27 protein-coding genes are annotated in these 25,514 nt (G+C 32.1%); 16 read left to right on the top strand and 11 right to left on the bottom strand.

The features are described from left to right. Positions 1-9 precede the first annotated feature (9 nt). The 4 genes from BM239_RS11555 to BM239_RS11570 all read left to right on the top strand — a co-directional run bounded on the left by BM239_RS11555 (position 10) and on the right by BM239_RS11570 (position 4,855). The gene (locus BM239_RS11555) at positions 10-1,020 is read left to right on the top strand and encodes a DUF368 domain-containing protein (protein ID WP_092208766.1); all 1,011 of its coding nucleotides are present in this window, start codon (positions 10-12) and stop codon (positions 1,018-1,020) included. Then, the gene (locus BM239_RS11560) at positions 1,020-2,039 is read left to right on the top strand and encodes a DUF368 domain-containing protein (RefSeq protein WP_092208768.1); all 1,020 of its coding nucleotides are present in this window, start codon (positions 1,020-1,022) and stop codon (positions 2,037-2,039) included. The genes BM239_RS11555 and BM239_RS11560 overlap by 1 nt, the downstream gene beginning before the upstream one ends. After that, complete coding sequence (locus BM239_RS11565) at positions 2,032-2,769, top strand: shikimate dehydrogenase family protein (protein ID WP_092208770.1); 738 nt, start codon at positions 2,032-2,034, stop codon at positions 2,767-2,769. The genes BM239_RS11560 and BM239_RS11565 overlap by 8 nt, the downstream gene beginning before the upstream one ends. 103 nt (positions 2,770-2,872) lie before the next feature. Beyond that, on the top strand, positions 2,873-4,855 hold the full coding sequence (locus BM239_RS11570; RefSeq protein ID WP_092208771.1) for a DUF349 domain-containing protein: 1,983 nt from the start codon (positions 2,873-2,875) through the stop codon (positions 4,853-4,855). Between the two features lie 738 nt (positions 4,856-5,593). On the opposite strand, the gene mazG is transcribed toward BM239_RS11570, so the two are convergent. From mazG to ruvX, 6 genes are all read right to left on the bottom strand, one after another. After that, a complete protein-coding gene (mazG, locus tag BM239_RS11575) occupies positions 5,594-6,367 on the bottom strand; it encodes a nucleoside triphosphate pyrophosphohydrolase (protein WP_092208773.1) in 774 nt (257 codons plus the stop codon). Between the two features lie 114 nt (positions 6,368-6,481). Then, a complete protein-coding gene (locus BM239_RS11580; protein ID WP_092208775.1) occupies positions 6,482-6,913 on the bottom strand; it encodes a DUF5606 family protein in 432 nt (143 codons plus the stop codon). 53 nt (positions 6,914-6,966) lie between these two features. Beyond that, on the bottom strand, positions 6,967-7,557 hold the full coding sequence (def, locus tag BM239_RS11585; protein WP_092208777.1) for a peptide deformylase: 591 nt from the start codon (positions 7,555-7,557) through the stop codon (positions 6,967-6,969). Positions 7,558-7,669: 112 nt separating this feature from the next. Continuing rightward, complete coding sequence (locus tag BM239_RS11590; protein ID WP_092208779.1) at positions 7,670-7,915, bottom strand: hypothetical protein; 246 nt, start codon at positions 7,913-7,915, stop codon at positions 7,670-7,672. A 335-nt stretch (positions 7,916-8,250) separates the two neighbouring features. Further along, entirely contained in the window at positions 8,251-8,847 is a 597-nt protein-coding gene (locus BM239_RS11595) for a T9SS type A sorting domain-containing protein (protein ID WP_092208781.1), read from the bottom strand. Positions 8,848-8,992: 145 nt separating this feature from the next. Beyond that, positions 8,993-9,403: a Holliday junction resolvase RuvX gene (gene ruvX / locus BM239_RS11600; RefSeq protein WP_092208783.1), complete on the bottom strand. Its 411-nt coding sequence runs from the start codon at positions 9,401-9,403 to the stop codon at positions 8,993-8,995. 150 nt (positions 9,404-9,553) lie between these two features. On the opposite strand from ruvX, the gene BM239_RS11605 reads away from it, so the two are divergent. From BM239_RS11605 to BM239_RS11615, 3 genes are read left to right on the top strand one after another with little or no spacing between them, the layout of a single operon-like run. After that, positions 9,554-10,369 carry a 2,3,4,5-tetrahydropyridine-2,6-dicarboxylate N-succinyltransferase gene (locus BM239_RS11605; protein WP_092208785.1) on the top strand — a complete coding sequence of 272 codons (816 nt, stop codon included), beginning with the start codon at positions 9,554-9,556 and terminating at the stop codon, positions 10,367-10,369. A gap of 60 nt (positions 10,370-10,429) precedes the next feature. Next, complete coding sequence (locus tag BM239_RS11610) at positions 10,430-11,497, top strand: glycosyltransferase family 9 protein (RefSeq protein ID WP_092208787.1); 1,068 nt, start codon at positions 10,430-10,432, stop codon at positions 11,495-11,497. Continuing rightward, the gene (locus tag BM239_RS11615) at positions 11,490-12,248 is read left to right on the top strand and encodes a glycosyltransferase family 2 protein (protein WP_092208789.1); all 759 of its coding nucleotides are present in this window, start codon (positions 11,490-11,492) and stop codon (positions 12,246-12,248) included. Before BM239_RS11610 ends, BM239_RS11615 begins: the two co-directional genes overlap by 8 nt. Position 12,249: 1 nt before the next feature. On the opposite strand, the gene BM239_RS11620 is transcribed toward BM239_RS11615, so the two are convergent. After that, positions 12,250-13,011, bottom strand: a complete 762-nt coding sequence (locus tag BM239_RS11620; protein ID WP_092208791.1) for a lipopolysaccharide kinase InaA family protein — start codon at positions 13,009-13,011, stop codon at positions 12,250-12,252. A gap of 91 nt (positions 13,012-13,102) precedes the next feature. On the opposite strand from BM239_RS11620, the gene BM239_RS11625 reads away from it, so the two are divergent. Next, positions 13,103-14,179, top strand: a complete 1,077-nt coding sequence (locus BM239_RS11625) for a glycosyltransferase family 4 protein (RefSeq protein ID WP_092208793.1) — start codon at positions 13,103-13,105, stop codon at positions 14,177-14,179. On the opposite strand, the gene BM239_RS11630 is transcribed toward BM239_RS11625, so the two are convergent. Then, entirely contained in the window at positions 14,168-15,034 is an 867-nt protein-coding gene (locus BM239_RS11630; protein ID WP_092208795.1) for a hypothetical protein, read from the bottom strand. The genes BM239_RS11625 and BM239_RS11630 overlap by 12 nt on opposite strands. Before the next feature lie 175 nt (positions 15,035-15,209). Between BM239_RS11630 and BM239_RS11635 the strand changes: the two genes are divergently transcribed. Together BM239_RS11635 and BM239_RS11640 are read left to right on the top strand one after the other, a co-directional pair. After that, positions 15,210-16,298 carry a glycosyltransferase family 2 protein gene (locus BM239_RS11635; RefSeq protein ID WP_092208797.1) on the top strand — a complete coding sequence of 363 codons (1,089 nt, stop codon included), beginning with the start codon at positions 15,210-15,212 and terminating at the stop codon, positions 16,296-16,298. 108 nt (positions 16,299-16,406) lie between these two features. Further along, positions 16,407-17,402 carry a glycosyltransferase family 2 protein gene (locus BM239_RS11640; protein WP_092208799.1) on the top strand — a complete coding sequence of 332 codons (996 nt, stop codon included), beginning with the start codon at positions 16,407-16,409 and terminating at the stop codon, positions 17,400-17,402. On the opposite strand, the gene BM239_RS11645 is transcribed toward BM239_RS11640, so the two are convergent. Genes BM239_RS11645 through BM239_RS11655 form a run of 3 tightly spaced genes read right to left on the bottom strand, consistent with a single transcriptional unit; the run spans position 17,394 to position 20,014 of the window. Continuing rightward, complete coding sequence (locus BM239_RS11645; protein ID WP_092208801.1) at positions 17,394-18,311, bottom strand: glycosyltransferase family 2 protein; 918 nt, start codon at positions 18,309-18,311, stop codon at positions 17,394-17,396. The two genes, BM239_RS11640 and BM239_RS11645, sit on opposite strands and share 9 nt — an antisense overlap. A 2-nt stretch (positions 18,312-18,313) precedes the next feature. After that, positions 18,314-18,937, bottom strand: a complete 624-nt coding sequence (locus tag BM239_RS11650; RefSeq protein ID WP_092208803.1) for a NeuD/PglB/VioB family sugar acetyltransferase — start codon at positions 18,935-18,937, stop codon at positions 18,314-18,316. After that, on the bottom strand, positions 18,938-20,014 hold the full coding sequence (locus BM239_RS11655) for a DegT/DnrJ/EryC1/StrS family aminotransferase (RefSeq protein WP_092208805.1): 1,077 nt from the start codon (positions 20,012-20,014) through the stop codon (positions 18,938-18,940). A gap of 113 nt (positions 20,015-20,127) precedes the next feature. Between BM239_RS11655 and BM239_RS11660 the strand changes: the two genes are divergently transcribed. The 6 genes from BM239_RS11660 (at position 20,128) to BM239_RS11685 (ending at position 25,490) form a co-directional block, all read left to right on the top strand. Then, the gene (locus BM239_RS11660) at positions 20,128-21,315 is read left to right on the top strand and encodes a glycosyltransferase (RefSeq protein WP_092208807.1); all 1,188 of its coding nucleotides are present in this window, start codon (positions 20,128-20,130) and stop codon (positions 21,313-21,315) included. A 6-nt stretch (positions 21,316-21,321) separates the two neighbouring features. Beyond that, positions 21,322-21,879, top strand: coding sequence for an L-threonylcarbamoyladenylate synthase (locus tag BM239_RS11665; protein ID WP_092208809.1), 558 nt, complete (start codon positions 21,322-21,324; stop codon positions 21,877-21,879). 78 nt (positions 21,880-21,957) lie between these two features. After that, positions 21,958-23,373: a CCA tRNA nucleotidyltransferase gene (locus BM239_RS11670; protein ID WP_092208811.1), complete on the top strand. Its 1,416-nt coding sequence runs from the start codon at positions 21,958-21,960 to the stop codon at positions 23,371-23,373. A gap of 95 nt (positions 23,374-23,468) precedes the next feature. Further along, the gene (locus BM239_RS11675) at positions 23,469-23,837 is read left to right on the top strand and encodes a four helix bundle protein (RefSeq protein WP_092208813.1); all 369 of its coding nucleotides are present in this window, start codon (positions 23,469-23,471) and stop codon (positions 23,835-23,837) included. A gap of 87 nt (positions 23,838-23,924) precedes the next feature. Further along, a complete protein-coding gene (locus BM239_RS11680) occupies positions 23,925-24,938 on the top strand; it encodes a COX15/CtaA family protein (RefSeq protein ID WP_092208815.1) in 1,014 nt (337 codons plus the stop codon). A gap of 36 nt (positions 24,939-24,974) precedes the next feature. Next, positions 24,975-25,490: an IS1096 element passenger TnpR family protein gene (locus BM239_RS11685; RefSeq protein ID WP_092208817.1), complete on the top strand. Its 516-nt coding sequence runs from the start codon at positions 24,975-24,977 to the stop codon at positions 25,488-25,490. Positions 25,491-25,514 lie beyond the last annotated feature (24 nt).

Below are 25,514 nucleotides of genomic sequence, written 5' to 3' on the forward strand. Positions count from 1 at the left end.
AACTAAATCATGCAAAGACGTTTATCTGACTATTTATTAATATCCTTAAAAGGGATTGCCATGGGTGCTGCCGATGCTGTACCGGGTGTTTCAGGCGGAACTATTGCGTTTATCTCTGGAATTTATGAAGAATTAATTACCACGATAAGTAATGTTAATTTAGGTTTATTTAAAACACTTAAAACATCTGGTTTTACTGCTTTTTGGAAAGCATTAAATGGAAATTTTCTGGTAGCTTTATTACTTGGAATTATTGTTAGTTTTGTATCCTTTATGCGCTTGGCAAAATACCTGATTGAATACCATCCTGTTTTAATTTGGTCGTTTTTCTTCGGATTAATTATTGCCAGTATTTATTTTGTGGGAAAACAAATTAATAAATGGCACTTACCAACTGTTTTAGCTCTTATAACTGGAACTGTGGCTGCATTTTATATTACTACACTACCATCATCTGCAGGAAATGAATCGCCATACTTTTTATTTATAGCTGGTGCCATAGCTATTTGTGCCATGATTTTACCTGGAATTTCGGGCTCCTTTATTCTTCTAATTCTAGGCGCTTATAAAACATTAAGTGATGCGTTTCATGATTTCGACTTGAAACGAATTACTTTATTTGCTGGTGGTGCTTTGGTGGGATTATTGAGTTTTAGTCATGTACTGAAATGGTTATTTAAAAATTATCATAACGTGACATTAGCATTACTAACTGGTTTCATTTTTGGTTCTTTAAATAAGGTTTGGCCATGGAAATTAACAGACTTGGTTATGGAGAAATCGTCTGGATTGATATCACCATTATCTGATATTACCACGCTAGGAAATTTAACTATCTACCAACAAGAGTTAGCAGACTTTGATTCGCTTAAGGTTATCTCTGAAACGAGTATTTTACCCAACATGTATGCCACTCAAAATAATGGACTGGATCCACAATTAGTACCAGCCATTATTCTAATGCTTGTGGGATTTTTTACCATTTTTATTCTAGAACGCTTCGGTAAAAAAGTCCAATAATGCAGAGCACAAGAACCATTACCGATAAAATATTCTTAATTTTAAAAGGATTAGGAATGGGAGCCGCCAATAAGGTTCCTGGAGTATCTGGTGGTGTGGTTGCCTTTGTTGCTGGTTTTTATGAAGAATTTATTTATTCACTACAAAAAATAAATAGAAAAGCCTTTAAATTATTCATTAATGGTCGGTTTAAAAGCTTTTTTCAATATATAAATGGTCGGTTTTTAAGCTTGTTATTTTTAGGGATGATTATCAGTTATTTCAGTATTTCGAAAGTACTGGACTTCCTCATCAAACATTTCGAACTCTATGTTTGGAGTGTGTTTTTTGGTATGATTATAGGTTCCATCTATTATATTAGTAAAGATTTTAAAGACTGGAATTTTAAAACATATATGGCGCTTACCATCGGGATTATTTTAGGTGTCAGCATTAGTTTTCTAGATCCTGCTATGGAAAACGACAATTTATGGTTTGTATTTTTCTGTGGCATAATAAGCGTTTCAGGAATGACACTACCTGGATTTTCAGGCTCTTTTATACTGATTCTTTTAGGTAATTATGTGTTATTATTAGTAGATTCTGTAAATGCTTTATTTGACACATTTACGGAAATTATTCAAGGTGACTTCAGTTTTCTGGAAAATGCAGTTCGTATTAGAATGCTTAAAATATTAGCTGTTTTTACGTTTGGCTCTGTAGTTGGTCTCGTTACTTTTTCGCATGTATTAAGTTATATTCTAAAACACTACAAAAGTATCACACTAGCAACCATTATAGGCTTCATAGTAGGATCTTTAGGTGTGGTTTGGCCATGGAAAAAAACACTTTTTAAACTACAACCCAATGGTACAGCTATGCTAGATTCTTCGGGCAAAAAAATTATTGAAAACTACGAACGGTATTTTCCGGAATTAAACACCGAAACCTATATGGCATTGGCCTATATTATCCTCGGAATTGCTATTGTTCTAGCACTGGAATTTTACGGACGAAAAACAAAAAACCAACATGCGTAAATTTGGATTAATAGGTAAGAATATTTCGTATTCATTTTCTCAAAATTACTTTACTGATAAATTTTCTTCGGAAAATATTTTGGATGCTACCTATGAAAATTTCGATATAGATAATATTGATACTATTCTTAATATTTTTGAAAACCCTGAAATAGTTGGTTGCAATGTTACTATTCCCTATAAAGAAACTATTATTCCTTATTTAGATAAACTTGATAAAAAGGCTAAAAATATTGGCGCTGTTAACACTATCAAACGTCATAAAAATGGCAAGTTAATAGGCTATAACACGGATTGTTATGGTTTTAAAAAAACTTTAAAACCACATTTAAAACCTTTTCATAAGCAAGCACTTATTTTAGGAACAGGTGGTGCTAGTAAAGCCATTGCTTTCACTTTAAAGGAACTAGGTATTACTTACAAATTTGTTTCAAGAACATCAAAAAATCCAACCCAATTAACCTACAACAATTTAGGGGAATCTACCATTTCAGAACATTTAATTATTATAAACTGTACGCCTTTAGGAACCTTTCCCAACGTAGCAGATGCACCAAATATTCCGTATCAGTTTCTAACAAAAGACCATATTCTTTACGATTTAATTTATAATCCGGAAGAAACCCGTTTTTTAAAGCAAGGTCAGCTTAAAAATGCCGTAACTATTAATGGATTACAAATGTTAAAATTCCAAGCGGAAAAAGCATGGCGCATCTGGAACGCTAACTAATTGTAGGATAAACATGATTTATACGGTTTAACCTTTTGTAATTATTGCAGTTGTTGTTATCTTTAACGCTAAAGTTATTTCAAAAAACTAACACATTTACAAAATGTCAGAGCACGATAACCTGCCCAAAGCAGATGGAAAACCAGAGGAATTACAACCTGAAACAAGTGAAAACGTTCAAGAACAACAGGAAATTCCTCAAAAACCAACACCTTCCGAACCATCAGAAAACATTGATACTGAAGCGCCTGTTACCCAAGAAAAAACAGAAGAATTGGATAAAGAAGATCCTGATAAAGTTATTAATGAAATTGAAGAATCCAATGCTGAAGACGCTGAAGACGAAGGCAATGCAGATAGGCATCACATAGAAGAAAAAGATTACGATAAAATGTCTATGGAAGCTCTAGTAAATGAGCTAGAACATTTGGTTTCGAATCACAAAGTGCAAGCCATTAAAAAACAGGTAGAAGCTATTAGAACAGAGTTTAAAGCTCAATTTAACACACTTCTCGACGAGAAAAAAGAAGAATTTTTAAATGATGGTGGAAATGAAATAGATTTCTTTTTTTCCAGTCCGCTTCAAAAACGGTTCAAAGATATTTACAAAGACTACAAGGGTAAATTACATGCACACCATAAAAACATTGAAAATAATCTAAAAGATAATTTAGCCAATAGGCTCCAAATTATTGAGGAAATAAAAGGATTATTTAATGATGAAGAAAATATAAATACCACATATAAGCACTTTAAAGAACTTCAAGATCGCTGGAAAACGGCTGGCCCAATTCCACGTGACAAATACAATAATGCCTGGAATAGTTACCACCATCATGTTGAAGTTTTCTATGATTTTCTGCATTTAAACCGTGATTTACGCGATTTAGATTTTAAACATAATTTAGATCAAAAACTAAAAATTATTGAGCGTGCTGAAGAGCTGGCAAAAGACGAAAATTTAAATCGTGCTTTCCGGGAATTACAGGTTCTTCATAAAATGTGGAAAGAAGAACTTGGCCCAGTTGATAAGGAACATCGTGAAGCTGTTTGGGAACGATTTAAAGCAGCTACTAAAACAATACATGACAGACGCCAAGCCTATTTTGCCGAATTAGATCAAGTTTATGAGAAGAACTTGGAGGTTAAAAATGAAATTATTGAGCAAATTAATAAAATAACTGAAAAAGGTGCAGATTCTCATAATGGTTGGCAAAATAGTATTAAAGATGTTGAACAGTTAAGAACAATATTTTTTAGCGCTGGAAAAGTTCCTATAAGAGTTAACGAAGAAACTTGGGCAAAGTTTAAAGATGCTGTTAGAAGCTTTAATCGCAAAAAAAATGCTTTTTATAAAAATTTAAAAAAGTCGCAGTTTGATAATCTTCAAAAGAAAATGGAATTAATCCAAATAGCAGAGGATAATAAAGATAGTGACGATTTTGAAACCACAACAGCTTTGATGAAAAAAATTCAAAGTGACTGGAAAAAAATTGGTCATGTGCCACGTAAAAACAGCGATAAAATATGGAAACAATTTAAAACAGCTTGTAATCATTATTTTGACCGTTTACATAAAGCAAAAGACACTGCAAATGCAGAAGGAAATGAAGCTTTCTCTAAAAAAGTACAATTACTTGAAGAATTGAAAACTATCAACTTATCAGGTGAAAAAGAAACGGATTTAGAAACTATAAAAGCATTTATTGAAAACTGGAAGTCGGTTGGCAATGTGCCATCTAACAAGCGTTATATTGAAGGAAAGCTCAATAAAGCCTTGGACGGTGTTTTCAAAAAATTAAATCTCAATAAAAATGAAGCCGAATTAATAAAATTTGAAACCAAGTTAGAAACGCTTAATAATTCTGAAGATTCGAGACATTTAGATAATGAACGTCAATTTATTAGGAAGCGTATTACAGAAGTTAAAGCTGAAATTAATCAGTTGGAAAATAATTTGCAGTTTTTTCAGAATGTTAATGATGAAAACCCATTAGTCCAAGAGGTTCATAAAAATATTGAAAGACACAAACAAGAATTAAAATTATGGAAAACAAAATTGAGTAAAATAAAAGAGCTGTATTAAAAAAGCTTAAACTCTATTGTGTTATAAAAGTAAAATCCTGCTTGCCGTATAAGAACGTCGAGCAGGATTTTTTCTAACTAAACTAACTAATAGTTGTTTTGTCCCAACCTAAACAACTAAATCTACTTACATGCACGTTATAAGGAAAGTTATTTATGATTATGCTATTAATCTACTAATGAACGTGCATTTGTTATATATACGCACATAAAATAGATTTGGACGTTTTGTTTTAAATATTTTTTAAAAATTAACACAAACACTTTAAAAACAACAGCTTAAAACCTTTATTTCTTAACTTCTGCCGAATTACTGTTTTTTGGCTTCCTAAATTTTTTAAATTATTTGAAAACCTGAAAATGGTTTTCAATTACTGTTTTTTGGCTTCCTAATTTTTTTAAATTATTTGAAAACCTGAAAAATGGTTTTCAATTACTGTTTTTTGGCTTCCTAATTTTTTTAAATTATTTGAAAACCTGAAAATGGTTTCCAATTACTGTTTTTTGGCTTGCTAATTTTTTTAAATTATTTGAAAACCTAAAAAAATGGTTTTCAATTACTGTTTTTTGGCTTCCCCTTTTTTTAAATTATTTGAAAACCTGAAATTGGTTTTCAATTACTGTTTTTTGGCTTCCTGATTTTTTTAAATTATTTGAAAACCTGAAAATGGTTTTCAATTACTGCTTTTTGGCTTCCTGATTTTTTTAAATTATTTGAAAACCTGAAAATGGTTTTCAATTACTGCTTTTTGGCTTCCTCCCAAAAAACATCCATTTCACGGAGTGTCATGTCTTTTAAGTTTTTGTTTAAAGATTTGGCTTTCAATTCTAAATACTGAAAGCGCTTGCTAAATTTTTTATTGGTTCTTTCTAGTGCATTTTCAGGGTTAATACCTAAATACCTTGCATAATTTACCATAGAAAAAAGAACATCACCAAATTCACTTTCCATAGCTTCTTGGTTACCAGCTTTCACTTCGTCTTGAAATTCTTGAAGCTCCTCCTCCACTTTTTCCCAAACCTGTTTAGGTTCATCCCAATCGAATCCGACACCAGAAACTTTTTCTTGAATCCTACTAGCTTTTACTAGTGCTGGTAAACTTTTTGGAACACCTTCCAAAACACTTTTTTTACCTTCTTTAAGTTTTAAATTTTCCCAGTTTCGTTTTACATCTGCTTCATTTTCAACTTTAACATTGCCATAAATATGTGGATGTCTATGAATGAGTTTTTCGCAAATACCATTACAAACATCAGCTATATCAAAATGGTTGGTTTCGCTTCCAATTTTAGCATAGAAAACTATATGTAGAAGCACATCACCCAGCTCTTTTTTTACCTCATTTAAATCGTGATCTAAAATAGCATCGCCCAATTCGTAAGTTTCCTCTATGGTTAAATGGCGAAGGGTTTCCATAGTTTGCTTTTTATCCCAAGGACATTGCGCACGCAAATCATCCATGATGGTTAATAGTCTATTAAAAGCTTGTAGTTGATCTTCTCTGGTATTCATAATTGGTTTTTGATAAAATTACAATTAATATTGTTTTAAATATCTGACAAACTAAAAAATCCAGTGACACATAAGCGTTACTGGATTTTTTACATTCAAGATAGTGAACTGTTACTATTCTTCCTCATCTGTTGCTACCGATTCGGTTTCAGGCTCTGCTTCAAAATCTAACAAATCATTTTTCTGAAGTAAATTATACCACTGTATAATTTTTTTAATATCACTTGCATACACACGATCTTCATCGTAATCTGGTAATACTTCAAAGAAATACTCTTCTAATTTATCTTTATTATCTTTATGACTTATTGATGTTTCACCACCAGATTCTTTTTCTTTAATTAAATTAAAAACCTCTCGTAATGGTTTTTCTTCCGTAAGTGTGTAAATAGCAATTTCACTTAAGATACTTACATTATGATGGATGCCTACAGACATTTTTTTACCATCTAACAAGGATTCAGCTATAAAGCCACCTCTTGTTTGTGCCATCATTTTATACAATCCTGGTTTTCCTGCTATTGATAATACTTTTTCTAAACTCATATCTTCATTTTAAGGTGGGCAAATATCTTATGTTTACTTATGTTAAACAAATATTATCGTTTCTTTTTTTGACTTGGGAAACGCATACGATAATCCACACTTATTTTTCCTTTAGAAATATTTGAAAGTTTCCCTTTAATCAGGCGTTTCTTTAATGACGATAGTTTATCTGTAAATAAAACACCTTCTATATGGTCGTATTCATGCTGAATAACACGCGCTACCAAACCATCGTAAGTTTTGGTGTGCTTTTCGAAGTTTTCATCGTAAAATTCGATAGTTATTGTTGGTTTTCTAAACACATCTTCACGCACGTCTGGGATACTTAAACAGCCTTCATTAAAAGCCCATTCATCACCAGTTTCTTCTAAAATTTTAGCATTAATAAATGTTTGCTTAAAATCTTTTAAAAAAGCACGTTCTTCTTCCGAAAAGACTTCATCTTCAGCAAATGGCGATGTGTCAACTAAAAACAAACGAATATCCAAACCTATTTGTGGAGCTGCAAGACCAACTCCATAAGCATTGTACATGGTTTCATACATGTTGTCTAATAATTCATCTAATTTTGGGTAGTCCTTTGTAATTTCTTTTCCTACTTTTTTTAAAATAGGATCGCCATAGGCTATAACGGGTAATATCATGGATTTTTAATTCTAGAAATTCTTTGCAAAAATACAATACTTCTTAATTATACCCATAAAAAAACTCCTTTAAAAAAGGAGTTTTTAAGTATATACTAATGTTTTTAATGTTTTAGCAAATTAGACGTGTTTCCTTTAAAACAAAAATATTAATTCTTCCGTTTAATTTTGATTCAATTTTTTCAGTTAGAATATCTTTCTTTTTAGCAGCTAACTCATTAGATTCTGTTTTTACAGCTACGGTTTTTTGACTTGTTGACTCAATCTTTTTTAAGTCTTCAGTTTTATTAGAAGTTTGAGCTTGCATACCAGCTAAACTAAATACTGTAAAAATCCCGATTAATAAAAACTGTCTCATTGTTATGTTGCTTTAATTGAACACGACAAATATAATATCGATAAACGGTAAGGCTATAATTAATTTGTTGAAACACAAGATATACTCGTTAATAAGACAAAGCCTTACCTTTTATCGATAAACGTAACGCTAATAGACCTTTACAAACGGTATTTTACCGACAAGGCTCTTAAAACAAGCTCATTATAAAGTATATAAGTAAACTATTACGAATAAAAAAAAAGCTGATAAATCTATAAAAACAGCTTAAAAACAATACCATCCGATAAACGGTAAGCAAAAAAAAACTTCTTACATGTGTAAGAAGTTTTTAGACTTAAATGGAAATAAAAATATTATTTCATTATGACAACCTTTTTTGATACGGTTGAAGATCCACTTTTAATTTGTAATAAATACACACCATTTGGTAAATTGGAAATCTCTAATTGCTTTCTGGCAAGATTAGACACGGTTTCTGTTAAAACACGTTTTCCTGTTACAGAAAACAAATTAATTTGGGCGTTTAAGTTACTCCCAAAAACAACATTAAATGAATTGCCTTGAACTACTGGGTTAGGAAAAACAACAAAATTATTTAAAGCTTTATCGATAGAATCTATAGATAAGGTTTCATCTGTTAAATTTCCATTCGTGTACTCACAGGTTGCTGTTCCGAAATCTGCTGTAAATAATGTGGCATTCATAATAGGGGTGTCGCCAGGCTCAATATCATAAACAGCAGAAGAGCTATCACAAATTGTTAAATTAAAAGTACTCCCTTCCACAGTTATTGTTGTTGGTCTATCTACACAAGGTGGCGCTCCTGCATCATAAAAAAAGAATAACGAGGTTGTATTAGTAAACCCATTATCTGGACAAATTTGCGCTTGCGCTTGGTTAAAAAAGAAAAGTGCCGTTAAAAGCACTATAAACATGTAATTTTTTTTCATAATAAACTGATTTGGTTTTGGACAAATATAATTCGCAGGCCCAATCAATTTCAAAAATATCTGTCAACTAGCCTATAAAAACGACAAGCTTACTATTTTTAACGGGATAGGTATTTCAAGGCACTTATTCGTGATTGTAAATCAGTTATTTATTATTTAAGTAACTCTGAAGAATTAGCGTTGCACTAATTTCATCCACTAATGCTTTATTTTGCCTTTTCTTTTTTGATAAACCACTGTCTATCATACTTTGAAAGGCCATTTTTGAAGTAAACCGCTCATCAACACGAGCAATAGGGATTTGCGGAATAGATTTTTGCAACTTACTCAAAAAAGGCTGAATTAGTGCCTCACTTTCTGAAGCTTGATTATTCATTTGCTTGGGTTCGCCAACAACGAATAATTCAACAGATTCAGTTTTAACATAATCTATTAAAAAACTAATTAATTCCTTGGTAGCTACCGTTGTTAATCCCGAAGCAATAATTTGCAGTTCATCTGTAACAGCTATTCCTGTTCTTACTTTTCCATAATCTATTGCGAGTATACGTCCCATATAACGACAAAGTTACCATTAAAAACCAAAACTTAATCAAATATTACATTTTTTAAAAGCAATCCATAATAAAGAATTCATTTATAACTTTATCTTTGTGAAAAGAGCAAAATAATACATTTTAGACGCCTAAACTTTAGTATAAATATTATGAAACAACTACAGCAAATTATAGAAAACGCATGGGATAATCGTGAATTATTAACGGATACGGTCACTATTGATAGTATTCGAAGTGTTATAGACTTATTAGATGAAGGTACACTACGCGTTGCTGAACCAACTGCTAAAGGTTGGAAAGTAAATGAATGGGTAAAAAAAGCGGTCGTCTTATATTTCCCTATTCAAAAAATGGAAACTTTTGAGGTCGGCATTTTTGAATATCATGATAAAATTCCTTTAAAAACAGGTTATAAAGATAAAGGTATTCGAGTGGTACCACATGCAGTTGCACGGCATGGTGCTTATATTTCTAAAGGTGTTATAATGATGCCGAGTTATGTAAATATTGGTGCTTATGTAGATGAAGGCACGATGGTAGATACTTGGGCTACAGTAGGCAGTTGCGCTCAAATTGGTAAAAACGTGCATCTTTCAGGCGGTGTTGGTATTGGTGGTGTTTTAGAGCCGCTTCAAGCTGCTCCTGTTATTATAGAGGATGGTGCCTTTATTGGTTCTCGTTGTATTGTAGTTGAAGGTGTTAAAGTTGAAAAAGAAGCTGTTTTAGGTGCTAATGTTGTTTTAACCATGAGTACTAAAATTATAGATGTTACTGGCGATGAACCAATTGAAACGAAAGGCATTATTCCTGCTCGTTCTGTAGTTATTCCTGGTAGTTACACTAAAAAATTTCAAGCAGGAGAATTTCAAGTGCCATGTGCATTAATTATCGGAAAACGTAAAGAGAGTACCAACAAGAAAACATCTTTAAACGATGCGCTTCGTGAGTATGATGTAGCGGTTTAATTTAGTTTACAGTAGCCGTGTACAGTAGAAGTTTGAAAGAATAAAAACAAACCTAGTTATTTGAAAGTATTAGTTATACAACAAAAAATGATTGGTGATGTGCTCACAACTAGTGTCTTATTTAAGGCCTTACGAGAGCGCTATCCAAATGCGCAATTAGATTACTTAATAAATTCGCATACGTTTCCAGTTGTAAAAAACAATCCGTTTATTGATAATTTCATCTTCTTTACACCTGAAGCCGAAAAAAGCAAAATAGCGCTTTGGTCTTTAGCTAAATCTGTAAAAAAAGAAAAGTATGATGTGGTAATGGATGTGTATTCAAAACTATCCAGTAACCTCATTACTGCTTTATCTGGAGCTAAAACTAAAATTTCTTATTATAAGCCGTATACAAGTTTCCTATATCATCACAATATAAAACGCAGTAATAAAACGGATCAAGCTTGCGGTTTAGCAATAGTTAATCGTTTGCAGTTGCTAGAACCTTTAGATATTTATATTCAATCAGCTCGTCCTAAAATTTATTTGACAACGGAAGAACTTGAAACAAGTAAACAATTTTTAATTTCAAATGGAATAAACCTCGATAAACCACTAATTATGATTAGTGTTTTAGGCAGTGGCCCTAATAAAACCTATCCGTTTGAGTACATGGCACAAGTAATTGACCAAATTGTAGCTACAACAGATGGTCAGGTTTTATTTAATTATATTCCAAAGCAGGAAGCCGATGCTCAAGCCATTTTTAAGCTCTGTAAACCAGAAACACAAAACCATATTTATCTCAATTTATTTGGAAAAAGTCTGCGTGAATTTTTAGCACTCACAGCACATTGTCATGCATTAATTGGAAATGAAGGTGGCGCTATAAATATGGCTAAAGCATTAAATATAAAAACATTTACCATTTTTTCACCGTGGATTGATAAAGATACTTGGAATATTTTTGAGGAAAAATGTGTAAATGAATCCGTGCATTTAAAAGACTACAAACCAGAATTATATAAAGAGAAAAGAGAGAAAGATATGAAACCACAGGCCACGGAATTATATCAAGTATTTAATCCTAATTTGTTCACTGAAAAATTACAAGTATTTTTAAAGAAATTAATTGCACATGGTTAAGTTATCTGCAGTCATAATAACTTATAATGAAGAAGAACATTTAGAAAAATGTTTAAAATCTTTAATAGAAGTTGCCGATGAAATTATAGTCTTAGATTCCTACTCTACTGACCGAACAGAAGCTATTTGCAAAGCCTATAATGTTTCATTTATCCAGCATAAATTTGAAGGTTACATTGAGCAAAAAAACATAGCTATTAACAAGGCGAGTTTTGAGCACATATTATCATTAGACGGTGATGAAGCTCTGTCTGAATCTTTAAAAAAATCCATCTTAAAAACAAAGTCGAACTGGCAATTTGATGGTTATTATTGCAACCGCATGAATAATTATTGTGGTCAATGGATTAAGCACTCTGATTGGTATCCAGATAAAAAACTACGCTTATTTAAAAAACAAAGTGGAGAATGGCAAGGTATTAATCCACATGACAGTTTCACATTAAAACCTGGAAAAAGTTCTGGAAAATTAGAAGGTGATTTATTGCATTGGATTTTTAGAGACTATCAAGAACACAATCAAAAAGTAGAACGTTTTTCTACAATTGCTGCTGAAGCCTATTTTAAGTTAGGAAAAAAATCATCTATTTGGAAAATACTCTACAGACCAAGCTGGGCATTTTTTAAAGCCTATTTTTTAAGACTTGGTTTTTTGGATGGACTTAATGGTTTTATTATTTGTGTACAGACCTTTAATGTCACATTTTTAAAATACATTAAACTCTATCAAATCTGGAAAAACAAGGTTTAGTTTATTTTTTTCGCCAAAAAAACACCTTATTTTTAATACGTCTTTTTCTATGAAATCGGTTCTGAAACGCTTCGGTTTCAGCCCACATTAAATTAAAAACGCGATTATAATCATAACCTCCTAATTTAGCATATTCGTCACTCATGACCTCTACCATTGATTTGTGAATCGTTAAGCGTGCAAAGTTTTTAATACGGGTTTCTAAATCCATATCACCAAACTCCATCCGGTTTAAATCCACTAAATAAAATTTATACGCACCATCGTTTAATTGAATCAACGTGTTTCCAGGCGAATGGTCTAGAAAATTCACGCCAGCTTTATGAAGTCCAAATGTAAATCGTGTAAAAGCACGTAAAATGGCTTCATGATTCGCCATAGTTAAGTTGAAAGTCAATTCACGATAGGTTAAATCATAAGGCAAGTGCTCGCTGATATAATAACTTTTCTTGAATAAAAAAGGTGTTTTATACTCATAAAAAGCAATAGGTTGAGGCGTTCCAATGCCTAAATGTAGGAGACGTTTAGCATATTCAAAAGACCTTTGTGCTTTACTTTTTCTAAAAAAGCGATAGGCAATCTGATTCACCAAATTCGGAATTTTAAAAGATTTCACGTTAATCGTTAAACCATTTAAATTGTATAGTTTTAGTGAATTCCGATCCTGATTACCAAAATTCTCACCAGTCGTTTCATAATTTTCAATATAAGATGTAAGCTGTTGCTCATCCTTCTGAAACGCCTTGTGCACTGTGTAATTCATCCTACAATATTACAATATTTATTTTATTTTTATTCGGAATTAAATTAGCAGTTGGTTTTCATTTTATATAATTTGCACAAAAGCTTTTCGTATGCCCACAATTTGTTTGGAATCTCATAATATTGATAATCTCTTCTTTGGTTTTGGTCAGTTTAACTACCACCTTATTAAAGGATTTTATGAAAATCAGGCTGTTTTAAAAACATTGGATTTCCACATCACGTTAATTAGCAAACATCCTGAAAAGCTGGAAGCTGAATTTGGTAACACGTTTTCATATAAAAAATACAATACTTTACAACGTAACAAACTATTCCGAATTAAAAAACAATTCGACTTATGGCATTCCTTAAATCAAAATACCAAAGTTGAACCCTTTAAAAACATACCGTATGTTTTAACGGTTCATGATGTTAATTTCATGGAAGAATTATCTGGAAAGAAGCTAGATAAACGCGTTGCAATTTTCAATGCTAAACTAAAGCGAAGTCATGCAATTACCTATATTTCAGAATATGCAAAAAGCATGACGCATACCTATTTTAAAGTGCCAAATGTTCCAGAATATGTTATTTATAATGGTAGTTCTAAACCTTTTGAGTTAGCCAAAAACCATACCCCTGAATTACTTCCAAAAGGCGATTTTTTATTTACAATTGGTGAACTTTTAGAAAAAAAGAATTTTCATACATTAGTAAATATGCTTGCTTATCTTCCCGAATTGAGTTTAATAATTTCGGGAAAAAACACAACCGATTACGCTAAAAACATCATGAAATTAATTACTGATTTAAACCTTGAAAACCGTGTGTTTCTAACAGGAAAAATTAGTGAAGCGGACAAAGCCTATTATTTAAAAAACTGTTATGCGTTTTGCTTTCCGTCTCTGCGAGAAGGCTTTGGCATTCCCCCAATTGAAGCGATGCAATATGGTAAACCTGTGTTTTTATCTGATAAAAGTTCGCTTCCAGAAGTTGGTGGTAAACACGCATTTTACTGGGAACATTTTGAACCTAAATATATGGCTGATATCCTTGTGAAAGGCATGAAAACATACCAAGAAAACCCAACGAATTATAGTGAAAAACTGAAGTTTCATGCTAATTCCTATTCTTGGAATGAAACTGCGAAACAGTATTTAAAGGTATATGAAAGCCTACTTAAATAAGTGTTTGAAGTATTGACCAAAATTCTTTTTAGCAATAAAAAATTTGGAAGGCATAATCCCTTTTAAATTGATGTTTTTTCTAATTTCTTCAATCGTATTCCCTTCACAAAACTCCAAATGCTTCCATTTTTCGGGTTCTATATAGAAAAAGTTTTCACGCTCTTTATAATTGGATTTATTGGTGGTTCGCCACTTTTCTAAAAAAGCCGCTTTGTCTTGAACTTCAATATTATGTCCCCAATTATCTAATTTTAAAACCAGTTCCGCTTCATCTCTAGCAATGCTCTCATGTAGTAAAATATTTTGCGTGTAAACAATACGTTTTCGGGTATTTCGTGCCACTTGATAATTCGGGTAATTGGTGGCAATAATTCCGCGTGTTGGCTCTTTTATAAACAACACACCATTATCTGTATACTTGTATAAATTTATTAAATAAGCAGCAATTTGAATGTTTTTCTTTTCAGGATTATCCAGATAACTATCAAAGCGCCTTAAGTCTTTTACATAATTGGCAAAATCTACAAAATACTCATCACTATCTATTTGAACTAGCCAATTTCCAACACCCATTTTAAGCGATAACATATGCCGTTCCCGATTATCATTTTCAATGGCTATTAAATTCGGGTCGTAAAAATCATCTTTATATAATTGAATCTTATTATCCACATCAAAAGCTTCCAACCATTCAAAAAAAGCAGGATCCACAATAAAAGTTTCACCAGACCAGGTTCTATTTTTATGATCCATAGCAATAAAAATTGCGTCAGCTTCCTTATAAACAGGTGGAATGGATTTTTTTAATTTATCATAATCATAAGACAGTAAAAAACCAACGTGAATTTTTTTCATGGGTATTTGCGGATTATTTTTTACAAATATAGTTTAAGCCATAGAAATACCTATTTTTGTTACTAAAATGTACTAAAAAGACTCTAATTACTATTTTAACCGTTTGTTTAAAAATAGCTAAAAACCATAAAGAAACCCTAGCCTGCTTTGGTATTATTTAAAAATTACATAGTTCATGTCCGTGAATCCTAAACCTATAAAAAAGCCATTTATCAGCATTATAATACCCTGTTATAATGTAGCAAAATACATCTTTAAAGGATTAGAAAGCATATCAAACCAAAGCTACAGTTCTTGGGAATGTATTGTTGTTAATGATGGAAGTACAGATAATACTGAAACCGAGATAGAAAAATGGACAAAAAAAGATAAAAGATTTCAACTAATTTCACAAGTCAACAAGGGTGTCTCTGCTGCTAGAAATGCAGGTCTAAAACAAGCTAAAGGTGATTGTATTTACTTTTTTGATCCGGATGATTTAATAGTTCAAGATTGTTTAGAGAACCTAATAGAGTTATTTCATGATAATATTGATGTGGTAATTGGTAAAAATGCCGAGGTATATGGACAAACAACAGAAATAAACAAGGTTTTTGAACATGGTATTACTCCCCTAAAAGAACTTAAAAAAACAAATTTTATAGAGCTTACATTATTCCATCCAATTTTAGTTGTATGCTGGAACAATCTTTATAATGCCAAATTTATTTTTTCAAATAATTTAACGTTTAAAGAAGGTATTGTTCATGAAGATGAACTTTGGGTTTTTGAAACCTTGTATTTGGCTAAAAACATAATCTTTAATTCGGACGTAACTTATTATTATAATGTAGGAAACAAATACTCCATAACTAAAAACTACAGCTTTAACAATCTTAAATGTTATATAACAGTTCTTGATGAAATTTTTAATAATTATTATTTAAAAGAAAATAAGCAGAATAAGTTAATAATAGGCACTTACATTCTGAAATTACAAATTACAATTACAGCTGGATTTTTTAGATTTATAAAAAAGAATAAAAAACTAACCTATAAAGATGAAGGAGCCATGCTGATTAAAAACCATCTTAATGCATGTTACATTAGTGAATATATTAATCTAAATCCAGCCAAATCAAATCAATTCAACATATTTATACGTTATGGAGGAGCAAATCCAGAGGCTGCCTTCAAACTAATTAGAAACACCAACAAAAAAAATATTCTGAAATTTTTTGAAACCTCATACTTGAAATATACATATAGAAATAAGCTAACATAATTAGCCTCACGGCATGACCTATTAAACTAATATATTTTTACATATTTCGTTTATACTTTAGAAATCACCTACTTTTGTTTATAAAACGAACTAAAAAAACCTCTATAAATGTCTACATTAACTGTTATCATGCCTGTTTATAATGGCGAAAAATTCTTGAAAGAATCCCTGAACAGTTTACTGAATCAGACATTTACCGATTTTACAGTATTGGTTTTAAATGATAATTCTACAGATAAAACGTCAGAGATTCTAGACGCTTTTACAAAGCAGGATTCGCGTATTACAGTTATTACAAAAACCAAAAATGAGGGGCCAGCAAACCTACGAAATGAAGGTATTGAACGTGCCAGCACAGAATTTATAGCCTTGCTAGATGCTGATGATATTGCCTTACCTACCCGATTTGAAAAACAATTAGACTATTTAAAAAACCATCCTGAAGTGGGTGTTTGTGGCACGTGGTTTACATTTTTTGGCGATAAAAAAGAGAAAACCGTTAGGCACGAAGTCTCTCACGACGCCCTAAAAGTTCAGTTTTTGCACAGTTGTGGTATTGGAAATCCTACAGTTATGTTCCGAAAATCAGTTTTAAAAGGTTTACGTTTTGAACACCAGTACGTTCCTGCTGAAGATTATGGCTTATGGAGTCAACTCATTTTTAAAACCCAATTTCATAATATTCCAGAATCGCTTTTAAAATACCGATGGCATGATGCTAATATTAGTCAGACCAAAGAAGCCAACCTTCGTAAATCTGAAATTCTCATTAAAACAAAACAGTTAGAGCATTTAAGAATTCAACCTACAAATCCAGAAATTTTACATTACGTATATGCCGTTTCTTTACAACGCAATCAAGCTTCAGAGCATGTTATAAAAACAGTACAAGCCGCTAAAGATTTGCTAGAACACAATAAGAATTTACAAGTTTACGATTTGAAGTTATTTGAGAATCACATCAACCGAACAATCGTGCGAACAATTAGAAATGCCACCAGTTACAATAAAGCGTTTTATAAATTTATAAAAAACGAATCTGGTTTTTTTAACAACCTTAAACCTGTAGACAAATTGACCTTCTACCTCAAATGTTTATTTTGAAAAAAGATACTTTAGCAGTCGTTTATAATACTTAAATTTTGTTTTAAAATCGGCTTCTTGAAAATAGCTTTTCATAAAGTTTAACTGAACTTCCGATAAATCCTGTCCAGCATTTTTCAATTTCAAAACTTCAAACGCGGTTGCATTTCCTAAAGATTTTACTACTTTTTTAAGATTTGCCGTTTTCGATTCTGGAATGGCATCGGTTACTTCTTTTACATTTAAATAAGACGAATAATTTTTAAAGAATTCCGATTGTAATGAATATACACCACCCTCATGAACCCGATAAACAGCTGACTCAAAATCCATAAAAACACCTTTCCCCTTTTGTAACAATACCAAATAGAGCGAATTGTCTTTAGAATATTTAAAGGATTTTAAAAGTTCTAAATTTAGTGCTTCCTTTTTGAAAACAGCCGTTAAAGTTAACGTGCAATATGGTGAGAATATGTTATCATAATCAATGGTTGTGTTTTCCGTTTGATGATTCCATGCATTGGATGACAAGCTGCTACCATTAAATATTTGATAATTAGTCCAAGAAATGACATAATCTGTATTTGCTTCTAAAAAATCCACTTGCTTTTGAAGTTTTAATGGATCTGTCCAATAATCATCGCCTTCGCATAAAGCTATATATTTCCCTTCCGCTTGCGGAAAACTATAATGCCACCAAGGCATAATATGTTGGGAATATTTATTTTCGGTTTGAAGAATGAGTTTAATTCGCGGATCTTTTTCAGCATGCTTTTTTAAAATAGCTGGTGTGCCATCGGTTGATGCATCATCATGAATCTGAATTTCTATTGGAAAATTAGTTTTTTGAAGATAGAAACCTTCTAATGTTTGCTCTATATATTTCTCCTGATTAAACGTGGTGCAACATATTGTTAGTAAGGGCTTCATGCTTATTTATTCTTTAATTTTCCTGGAATTCCAACAATTGTATTTTCAGATAAACAGTTTTCTACAACCACGCTTCCAGCGCCTACAGTAACATTATCACCTAATGTAATGTTGGGCAGAATAATAGCTCCAGAACCAATATTACAATTGTTTCCAATTGTAACCCGACCTAATATTTTGGCACCTGGAGACACATCACAATAATTGCCAATTTTAACATCATGATGGATGTGAGCAGATGTATTAATTAAGCAACCTTCACCAATTTGAACGCTATTACTAATAAATACAAACGGCATGATATTAGTGCCTTGCCCTATTTGAACATCCAAAGCACCAATAACAGCATGTTTCGAAATAACGGTTTGATATACACCACCTGCTTTTACAAATTTTTTAACCACTTGTTTGCGTAAATGAGGTGTTCCTATTGCTGATACAAAATGCGGATTACTACTAAAATCAATAGCACTTAAAGAATGTATAATGGGATACTTTCCTAAAAAAAGAGCTTCTTCAGGTTTTGTATAATCGTCAAAAAAAGACAAAGTAGATTCTTTTGTTATTGTTTCATTTAAAACAACTAACACATCTTTTGCGTGACCTTTAGCACCTAGAACAATCATTTAAAGCGAATTAATTATACTACAGATTTCAACAACTTGCTGTTTTTCTAATTCGAAATATAAGGGTAAACAAAGAATTTTACTGCAAATATCTTCAGAAATTGGCATAGATACTGATTTATCTAAATACGGTAATTTGTTTAATGACGGATAAAAATAACGCCTTGGAAAAATTTGCACGGCTGCCAATTTCTCTAAAACAATATGCATGTGGGCTTCATCTTTAAAAATAACAGGCATATAAGAGTAATTTTTCTCTGCAAACTCTCTAAATTCAAAAAGCGATAGATGTGGATTGTCTTTTAATAAAGTCTCGTATGTTTCTGTTAATAATTTTCGTTTGGCAATAATAGTATCAATATAAGGTAACACACTTAAACCCATTGCAGCTTGCATTTCTGAAGCTTTAGCATTAACACCCAAACCATGATAATCTAATGGTCCATTATGACCAAAATTATGATGGTAATAACATTTTTTATAAAGGGCATCGTTAGGAACAAATATGGCACCACCTTCTCCTGTGTGAAATAGTTTTGTAGCATGAAAACTGGTAGAAATAACATCACCATACTCAAAAATAGATTTCCCTTTATACGTTACAGCAAAACAATGCGCTGCATCATAAATAACTTTCAAGTTGTGCTTTTCTGCTATTTCTTGAATAGCTTCCACATCACACGGATTTCCAAAAACATGGGTTGCTAAAATAGCTTGGGTATTTTCTGTAATGGCTGCTTCTAGTTTTGCTGGATCAATGGTTAACATATCTCGTTCAATATCCACAAAAACAGGTGTGCAATTTTCCCAGATAATAGCAGATGTCGTTGCCACATAACTAAAAGGCGTGGTAATCACTTCCTTGGTGATACCCAATGTTTTTAAAGCAATTTGCAAGGGTAAGGTTCCGTTGGTGGTTATAAAAAAATTGGAAACCCCTAAATATGTGGCTAATTCAGCTTCTAATTCCAGAAGTAGCTCACCTCTATTAGTTATCCACTTTTTATCCCAAGCGCGCTTTAAAATAGCTTCAAACTCTTGGATTGGTGGCAGAAAAGATTGTGTAACGTTTATCATTAAAACAAAATTAACAAACTTCGTGTTCTAATACTCATAAAAATATTTTTTTTTATAATAGAAAGATTTCCTAGTTAAATGTATAATTTTACCCTAGAAAAAAGATTAAAAGTATGCCTAAAAAAATTCTAATTATTCCTTCTTGGTATCCAAATTCTGATAATGAATTGGTTGGAACCTTTTTTCGGGAGCAGGCACATCTTTTGAATGCTAATGGTTTTGACATAAAAATTCTTTTTGGGGTTGAGCATGAAGTTGGATTTTTCAAATATCTATTCCTTCGTTTTAAACAACTTTTCAGCAAAAAGCAAACAATTCATAATACCTACTTAAAACAAAATCCAGAAGCACTTTCCTTTAACAGTTATCAGTATAAAAAGTGGCCAAAAAAATGGAAGCTCAAGTCTCGTAAAAAACAATACCAACAAGCTTATAAAACTATAACAAAACATTGGAAACCCGAATTAATTCATGCACAATGTAGTGCCAATGGTGGTATTTACGCCCATTATTTATCGAAATTAAATAAGGTCCCCTTTGTTATCATTGAACACCAAACATTTCTATTAAATTACTATAATAAATACGTACAAAAAGGTATCCGAGAAGCGGTAGAAAATGCTTACAAAATTGGCGCTGTTAGTCACCATCAAAAACGCTGTATTTTAATGAACAGTATGGATTGTAACCCTTTTGTAATTTGGAACTTAACGGATGAAAACAAGTTTGAAATAGGGACAAAACGGCCTCAAAAAAAATTCACGATATTAACAATTACTTATCCACATTTAATAAAAGATACTGAAACGTTCATTAGGAGCTTGGAAGCTTTTCAAGCTATCTGCGCAGATGATTTTGAAGCTATTATTATTGGTAACGATTCTTTTAATGATAGTAGTAAAGCCAATAGTTCACATTTTGAAACATTGGCAAAAAAACATCAGGTGTTTGATAAATGCACCTTTTATCCGCAACTAACTCGAGAAGAAATAAATTCCCAACTACAAACCTGTGATGTTTTTGTTTCCACAAGTGTAGCAGAAACGTATGGTGTAGCGGTTAGAGAAGCCATGCTTTGCGGCAAACCCGTAATTGCAACAAAAAGTGGTGGTGTAGAAGATTCCATAACAGCAGAAACTGGCGTTTTGGTGAATTTAAAAGATGCCGAAGCCATAGCAGTAAATCTCTTAAGAATAAAGGATAAGAATATTATTTTTTCGCCAGAAACCATTAGAAATTTTATTATTGGTCAGAGTGGACGAGACGCTTTTATTAAAACCATGACAAACTTTTACAACTAAATATTTATGTCGGAACTGTATACAGCTTTAGAAAATTTGAAACAAGGAAAAACTATTCTCTACCCAACCGATACTATTTGGGGACTGGGTTGTGATGCTACTAATGCCAAAGCGGTTTCAAAAATTTACGCAATAAAAAATCGTATAGAAAGTAAAGCATTAATTTGTTTGGTTTCTAGTTTAAACATGCTAAAAACGCACATTGAAGAAATACCTGAAGCGGCTATTCATTTTTTAGAGACGGCAACAAAACCTACAACCATTATTTACAATAATCCAAAATTGGTTGCGACAAATTTAATTGCTCAAGATAATACCTTGGCCATCCGTATGGTTCATGAAGGTTTTGCCTACGAATTAATTGAATTATTTCAAAAACCCATAGTTTCTACATCGGCAAATATCAGTGGTCAAGCATCACCTAAATCGTTTAAAGAAATCCATGAAGACATTTTAAAAGATGTGGACTATGTTGTAAATTTGCAAAACGAAAAAATCAATACAAAACCGTCCACAATTATTAAATTGGATAAAGATGGAAATGTAACGGTTTTAAGACCCTAACATGTCATAAATCAGATGATTTTCAGAATTGAAATGGAATCTTGACAGCCAATCGGTAAGATGGGAAATTTATAAGAGATGAATTACAAAAACGCATTAGAGCATTCTATATTCAAAATAATTTCAAAATCTGCTGAAGAGTTACAGGTTGATAGTTACGTAATTGGTGGGTTTGTTCGTGATTTCCTTTTAAAGCGTGGAAACCCTAAAGATATTGATATTGTAGCCGTTGGGAGTGGTATAGAGTTAGCCAGACAAGTGGCAAAAAACCTTCCTACCAAACCCAAGGTACAAGTCTTTAAAACCTATGGTACGGCCATGTTACGGTTTGAAGATATTGAGATAGAATTCGTGGGAGCTCGTAAAGAAAGTTACCATGAAAACAGCCGAAATCCTATTGTAGAAAATGGCACATTAGAAGATGATCAGAATCGTCGCGATTTTACCATAAATGCTCTAGCGTTAAGTTTAAACCACACAACTTTTGGTGATTTAGTAGACCCTTTTCAAGGTGTTAAAGATTTGGAAAATAAAATAATCCGGACACCTCTAAATCCAGACATCACCTATAGTGACGATCCATTACGTATGATGCGTGCCATCCGTTTTGCCACACAATTACACTTTACTATTGAACTCGAATCCTTACAGGCTATTTCAAAAAATAATCAAAGATTAGAGATTATAACTAACGAACGCATAGTTGTTGAACTCAATAAAATTTTGGAATCACCAAAACCATCTATTGGATTTTTATTGTTAGAAGAAACCGGCTTATTAAAACAAATATTACCGGAATTAACAGCACTAAAAGGAATTGATGAAATTGAAGGACAACGTCATAAAGACAATTTTTATCACACACTAGAGGTTGTAGATAATATTTCAAAAAACACCAATAACCTCTGGCTACGTTGGGCTGCTTTATTGCATGATATTGGAAAAGCACCAACAAAACGCTTTCATAAAAAAAATGGCTGGACGTTTCACGCACACGAATTTGAAGGTTCAAAAATGGTTTACCATTTATTCAAAAGACTAAAAATGCCTTTAAATGATAAAATGAAATTTGTCCAGAAAATGGTATTTATGAGTTCTAGGCCAATTGCATTAGCGGATAATATGGTAACGGATTCTGCCGTAAGACGGTTAGTTTTTGATGCTGGTGATTATGTAGAAGATTTAATGACGCTCTGTGAAGCAGATATTACCACAAAAAATCCAAAGAAATTTAAAAAATACCACAATAACTTTAAACTTGTACGCGATAAAATTGTGGAAGTTGAAGAGCGGGATCAAGTCAGAAATTTTCAACCACCTGTTTCTGGTGAAGAAATTATGGAAACCTTTGGTTTAAAACCATCACGAGAAATAGGTGTAATAAAAGAAAAAATTAAAGAAGCCATTTTAGAAGGTGATATTCCCAATGAACATGAAGCAGCTTTTCAACTCATGTTGGAAGAAGGTGAACGTTTGGGGTTGACGCGAGTATAAGTTGCAAAGAGACAAAGTTGAAAAGTGGTAAAGCGGTAAAGCGGTAAAGCGGTAAAGCGGTAAAATAATTTGACACTAAAAAACATAATTCACAAATGGAAAGTTCAAAAAATAGCACCTTCAGAAAATTATTAGTCTGGCAAAAGTCTATGGCATTGGTGACTTTAATTTATAGTGAAGTAATGGTTTTTCCGCCTGATGAATTGTATGCGTTAACGTCTCAAATAAAAAGATCTGCAACCTCTATTCCGAGTAATATCGCAGAAGGTTACGGTAGAGAAGGAAAGAAAGATTATTTGCGTTTTTTGAACATTGCTTTAAGTTCGCTGTTTGAATTACAAACACAACTTGAAATAGCTTACAATTTAAAGTTTTTGAAACAAGATAATTTTAATAAATTATATAATGACAGTAGAGAAATTGAACGGATGCTTTCCAGTTTTATTCGTAAAATAAAAAACTAACCTTTTCAAAACTCTGAAACTCTCAAACTCTATAACTCTGTAACTCTGTAACTCTGTAACTCTGTAACTCTGAAAACTCAATAAAAAATGAAAAAAGACAATAAAAAAGTAATCTACTGGCTCCTTACAGGTTGCGTCCTCATCTTTATCATGGTTGTTGTTGGTGGCATTACTAGATTAACAGACTCTGGACTATCTATGTCTGACTACAAATTAATTACTGGTACAATTCCACCTTTAAATGATGCTGAATGGCAAGAGGCTTTTGCTCTATATCAGCAATACCCAGAATTTCAAAAGCTACATTCACACTTCACTATTGAGGATTTTAAAAGTATTTATTTTTGGGAATGGCTTCATCGTGTAATTGGTAGAACTATTGGGTTAGTGTTTATTATTCCTTTTTTATATTTTTTAATTCGAAAACAACTTACTAGAAAAACAATAAAAAAATGCATAGTCCTATTAGGCCTTGGCGCTTTTCAAGGCTTTTTAGGTTGGTATATGGTAAAAAGTGGTCTGGTAGATCGGCCAGACGTAAGCCATTTTAGGTTAGCAGCCCATTTAACAACCGCATTTTTAACTTTTGCTGCCACACTTTGGGTGGCTTTAGATTTAATTTATCCTAATAAAAAAGTCATTGATAAAAAGTTTAGAAACTTAATAATTGTTAGCTTTATACTACTTATCATCCAAATTATATATGGTGGATTTGTAGCTGGCTTAAAGGCAGGATTACTTCATAACCATTGGCCTTTTATGAACGAAGGCAAATTCATGCATCACACCGTTTATATATTAGAACCGTATTATAAAAACCTCATTGAAAACCCAAGTGGCATTCAATTTATTCACAGAACATTGGCTTATTTAGTCGTGGCATCCATATTTATATTATGGTTTAAAACGCGCGAAATGACACTTACAAACCTGCAACAAAAAAGTATAAACGCCTTGCTAATTCTGGTTGGTTTTCAATTTTTATTAGGTGTATTAACCATTATTTATGCGGTTCCGTTATGGTTAGGTGTGGCACATCAAGTGGGTGCATTTTTCTTACTTTCAGCTATGACATTTACGCTACATCGATTTAGCAAATAATATTAAAATAACTACCTTTGCGGCATAAATTATAATATGATATATAGATTTCGAATAGTACTAGATAACGATACGGATAAAGACGTTTTTCGCGATATAGAAATCCGTGAATCGGATACCATGGAAGATCTGCATAATACCATCACACAATCCTTTGGTTTTGATGGTTCTGAAATGGCTTCTTTTTATTTATCTGATGATGAATGGAACCAAGGTGAAGAGATTTCATTATTTGATATGAGTGATGGGTTGACTCCTGTTAAACTTATGAGTAAATCTGTTTTAAAAGACACTGTTCACGAAGCACAAAACAAGCTTATTTATATTTATGATTTTTTAAGCATGTGGACCTTTTATGTGGAGCTCGCGGAAATTGTGGAAGAAACCGAAGGTACCGATTATCCTAACCTCATGTTTGTACACGGACAAGTACCTGATGAAGCACCAGAAAAAAACTTTGAAGCCGAAAGTTTTGATGATTATAATGAATTTGAAGACGATTTAGATATAGATGATTATGACAATTTAGATTTTGACGAGAATTGGAATTAAGATCTTGCTAGTCAATTAAGCAGA

This window comes from Algorimicrobium echini (assembly GCF_900115185.1).
GTDB classification, from domain to species: domain Bacteria; phylum Bacteroidota; class Bacteroidia; order Flavobacteriales; family Flavobacteriaceae; genus Algorimicrobium; species Algorimicrobium echini.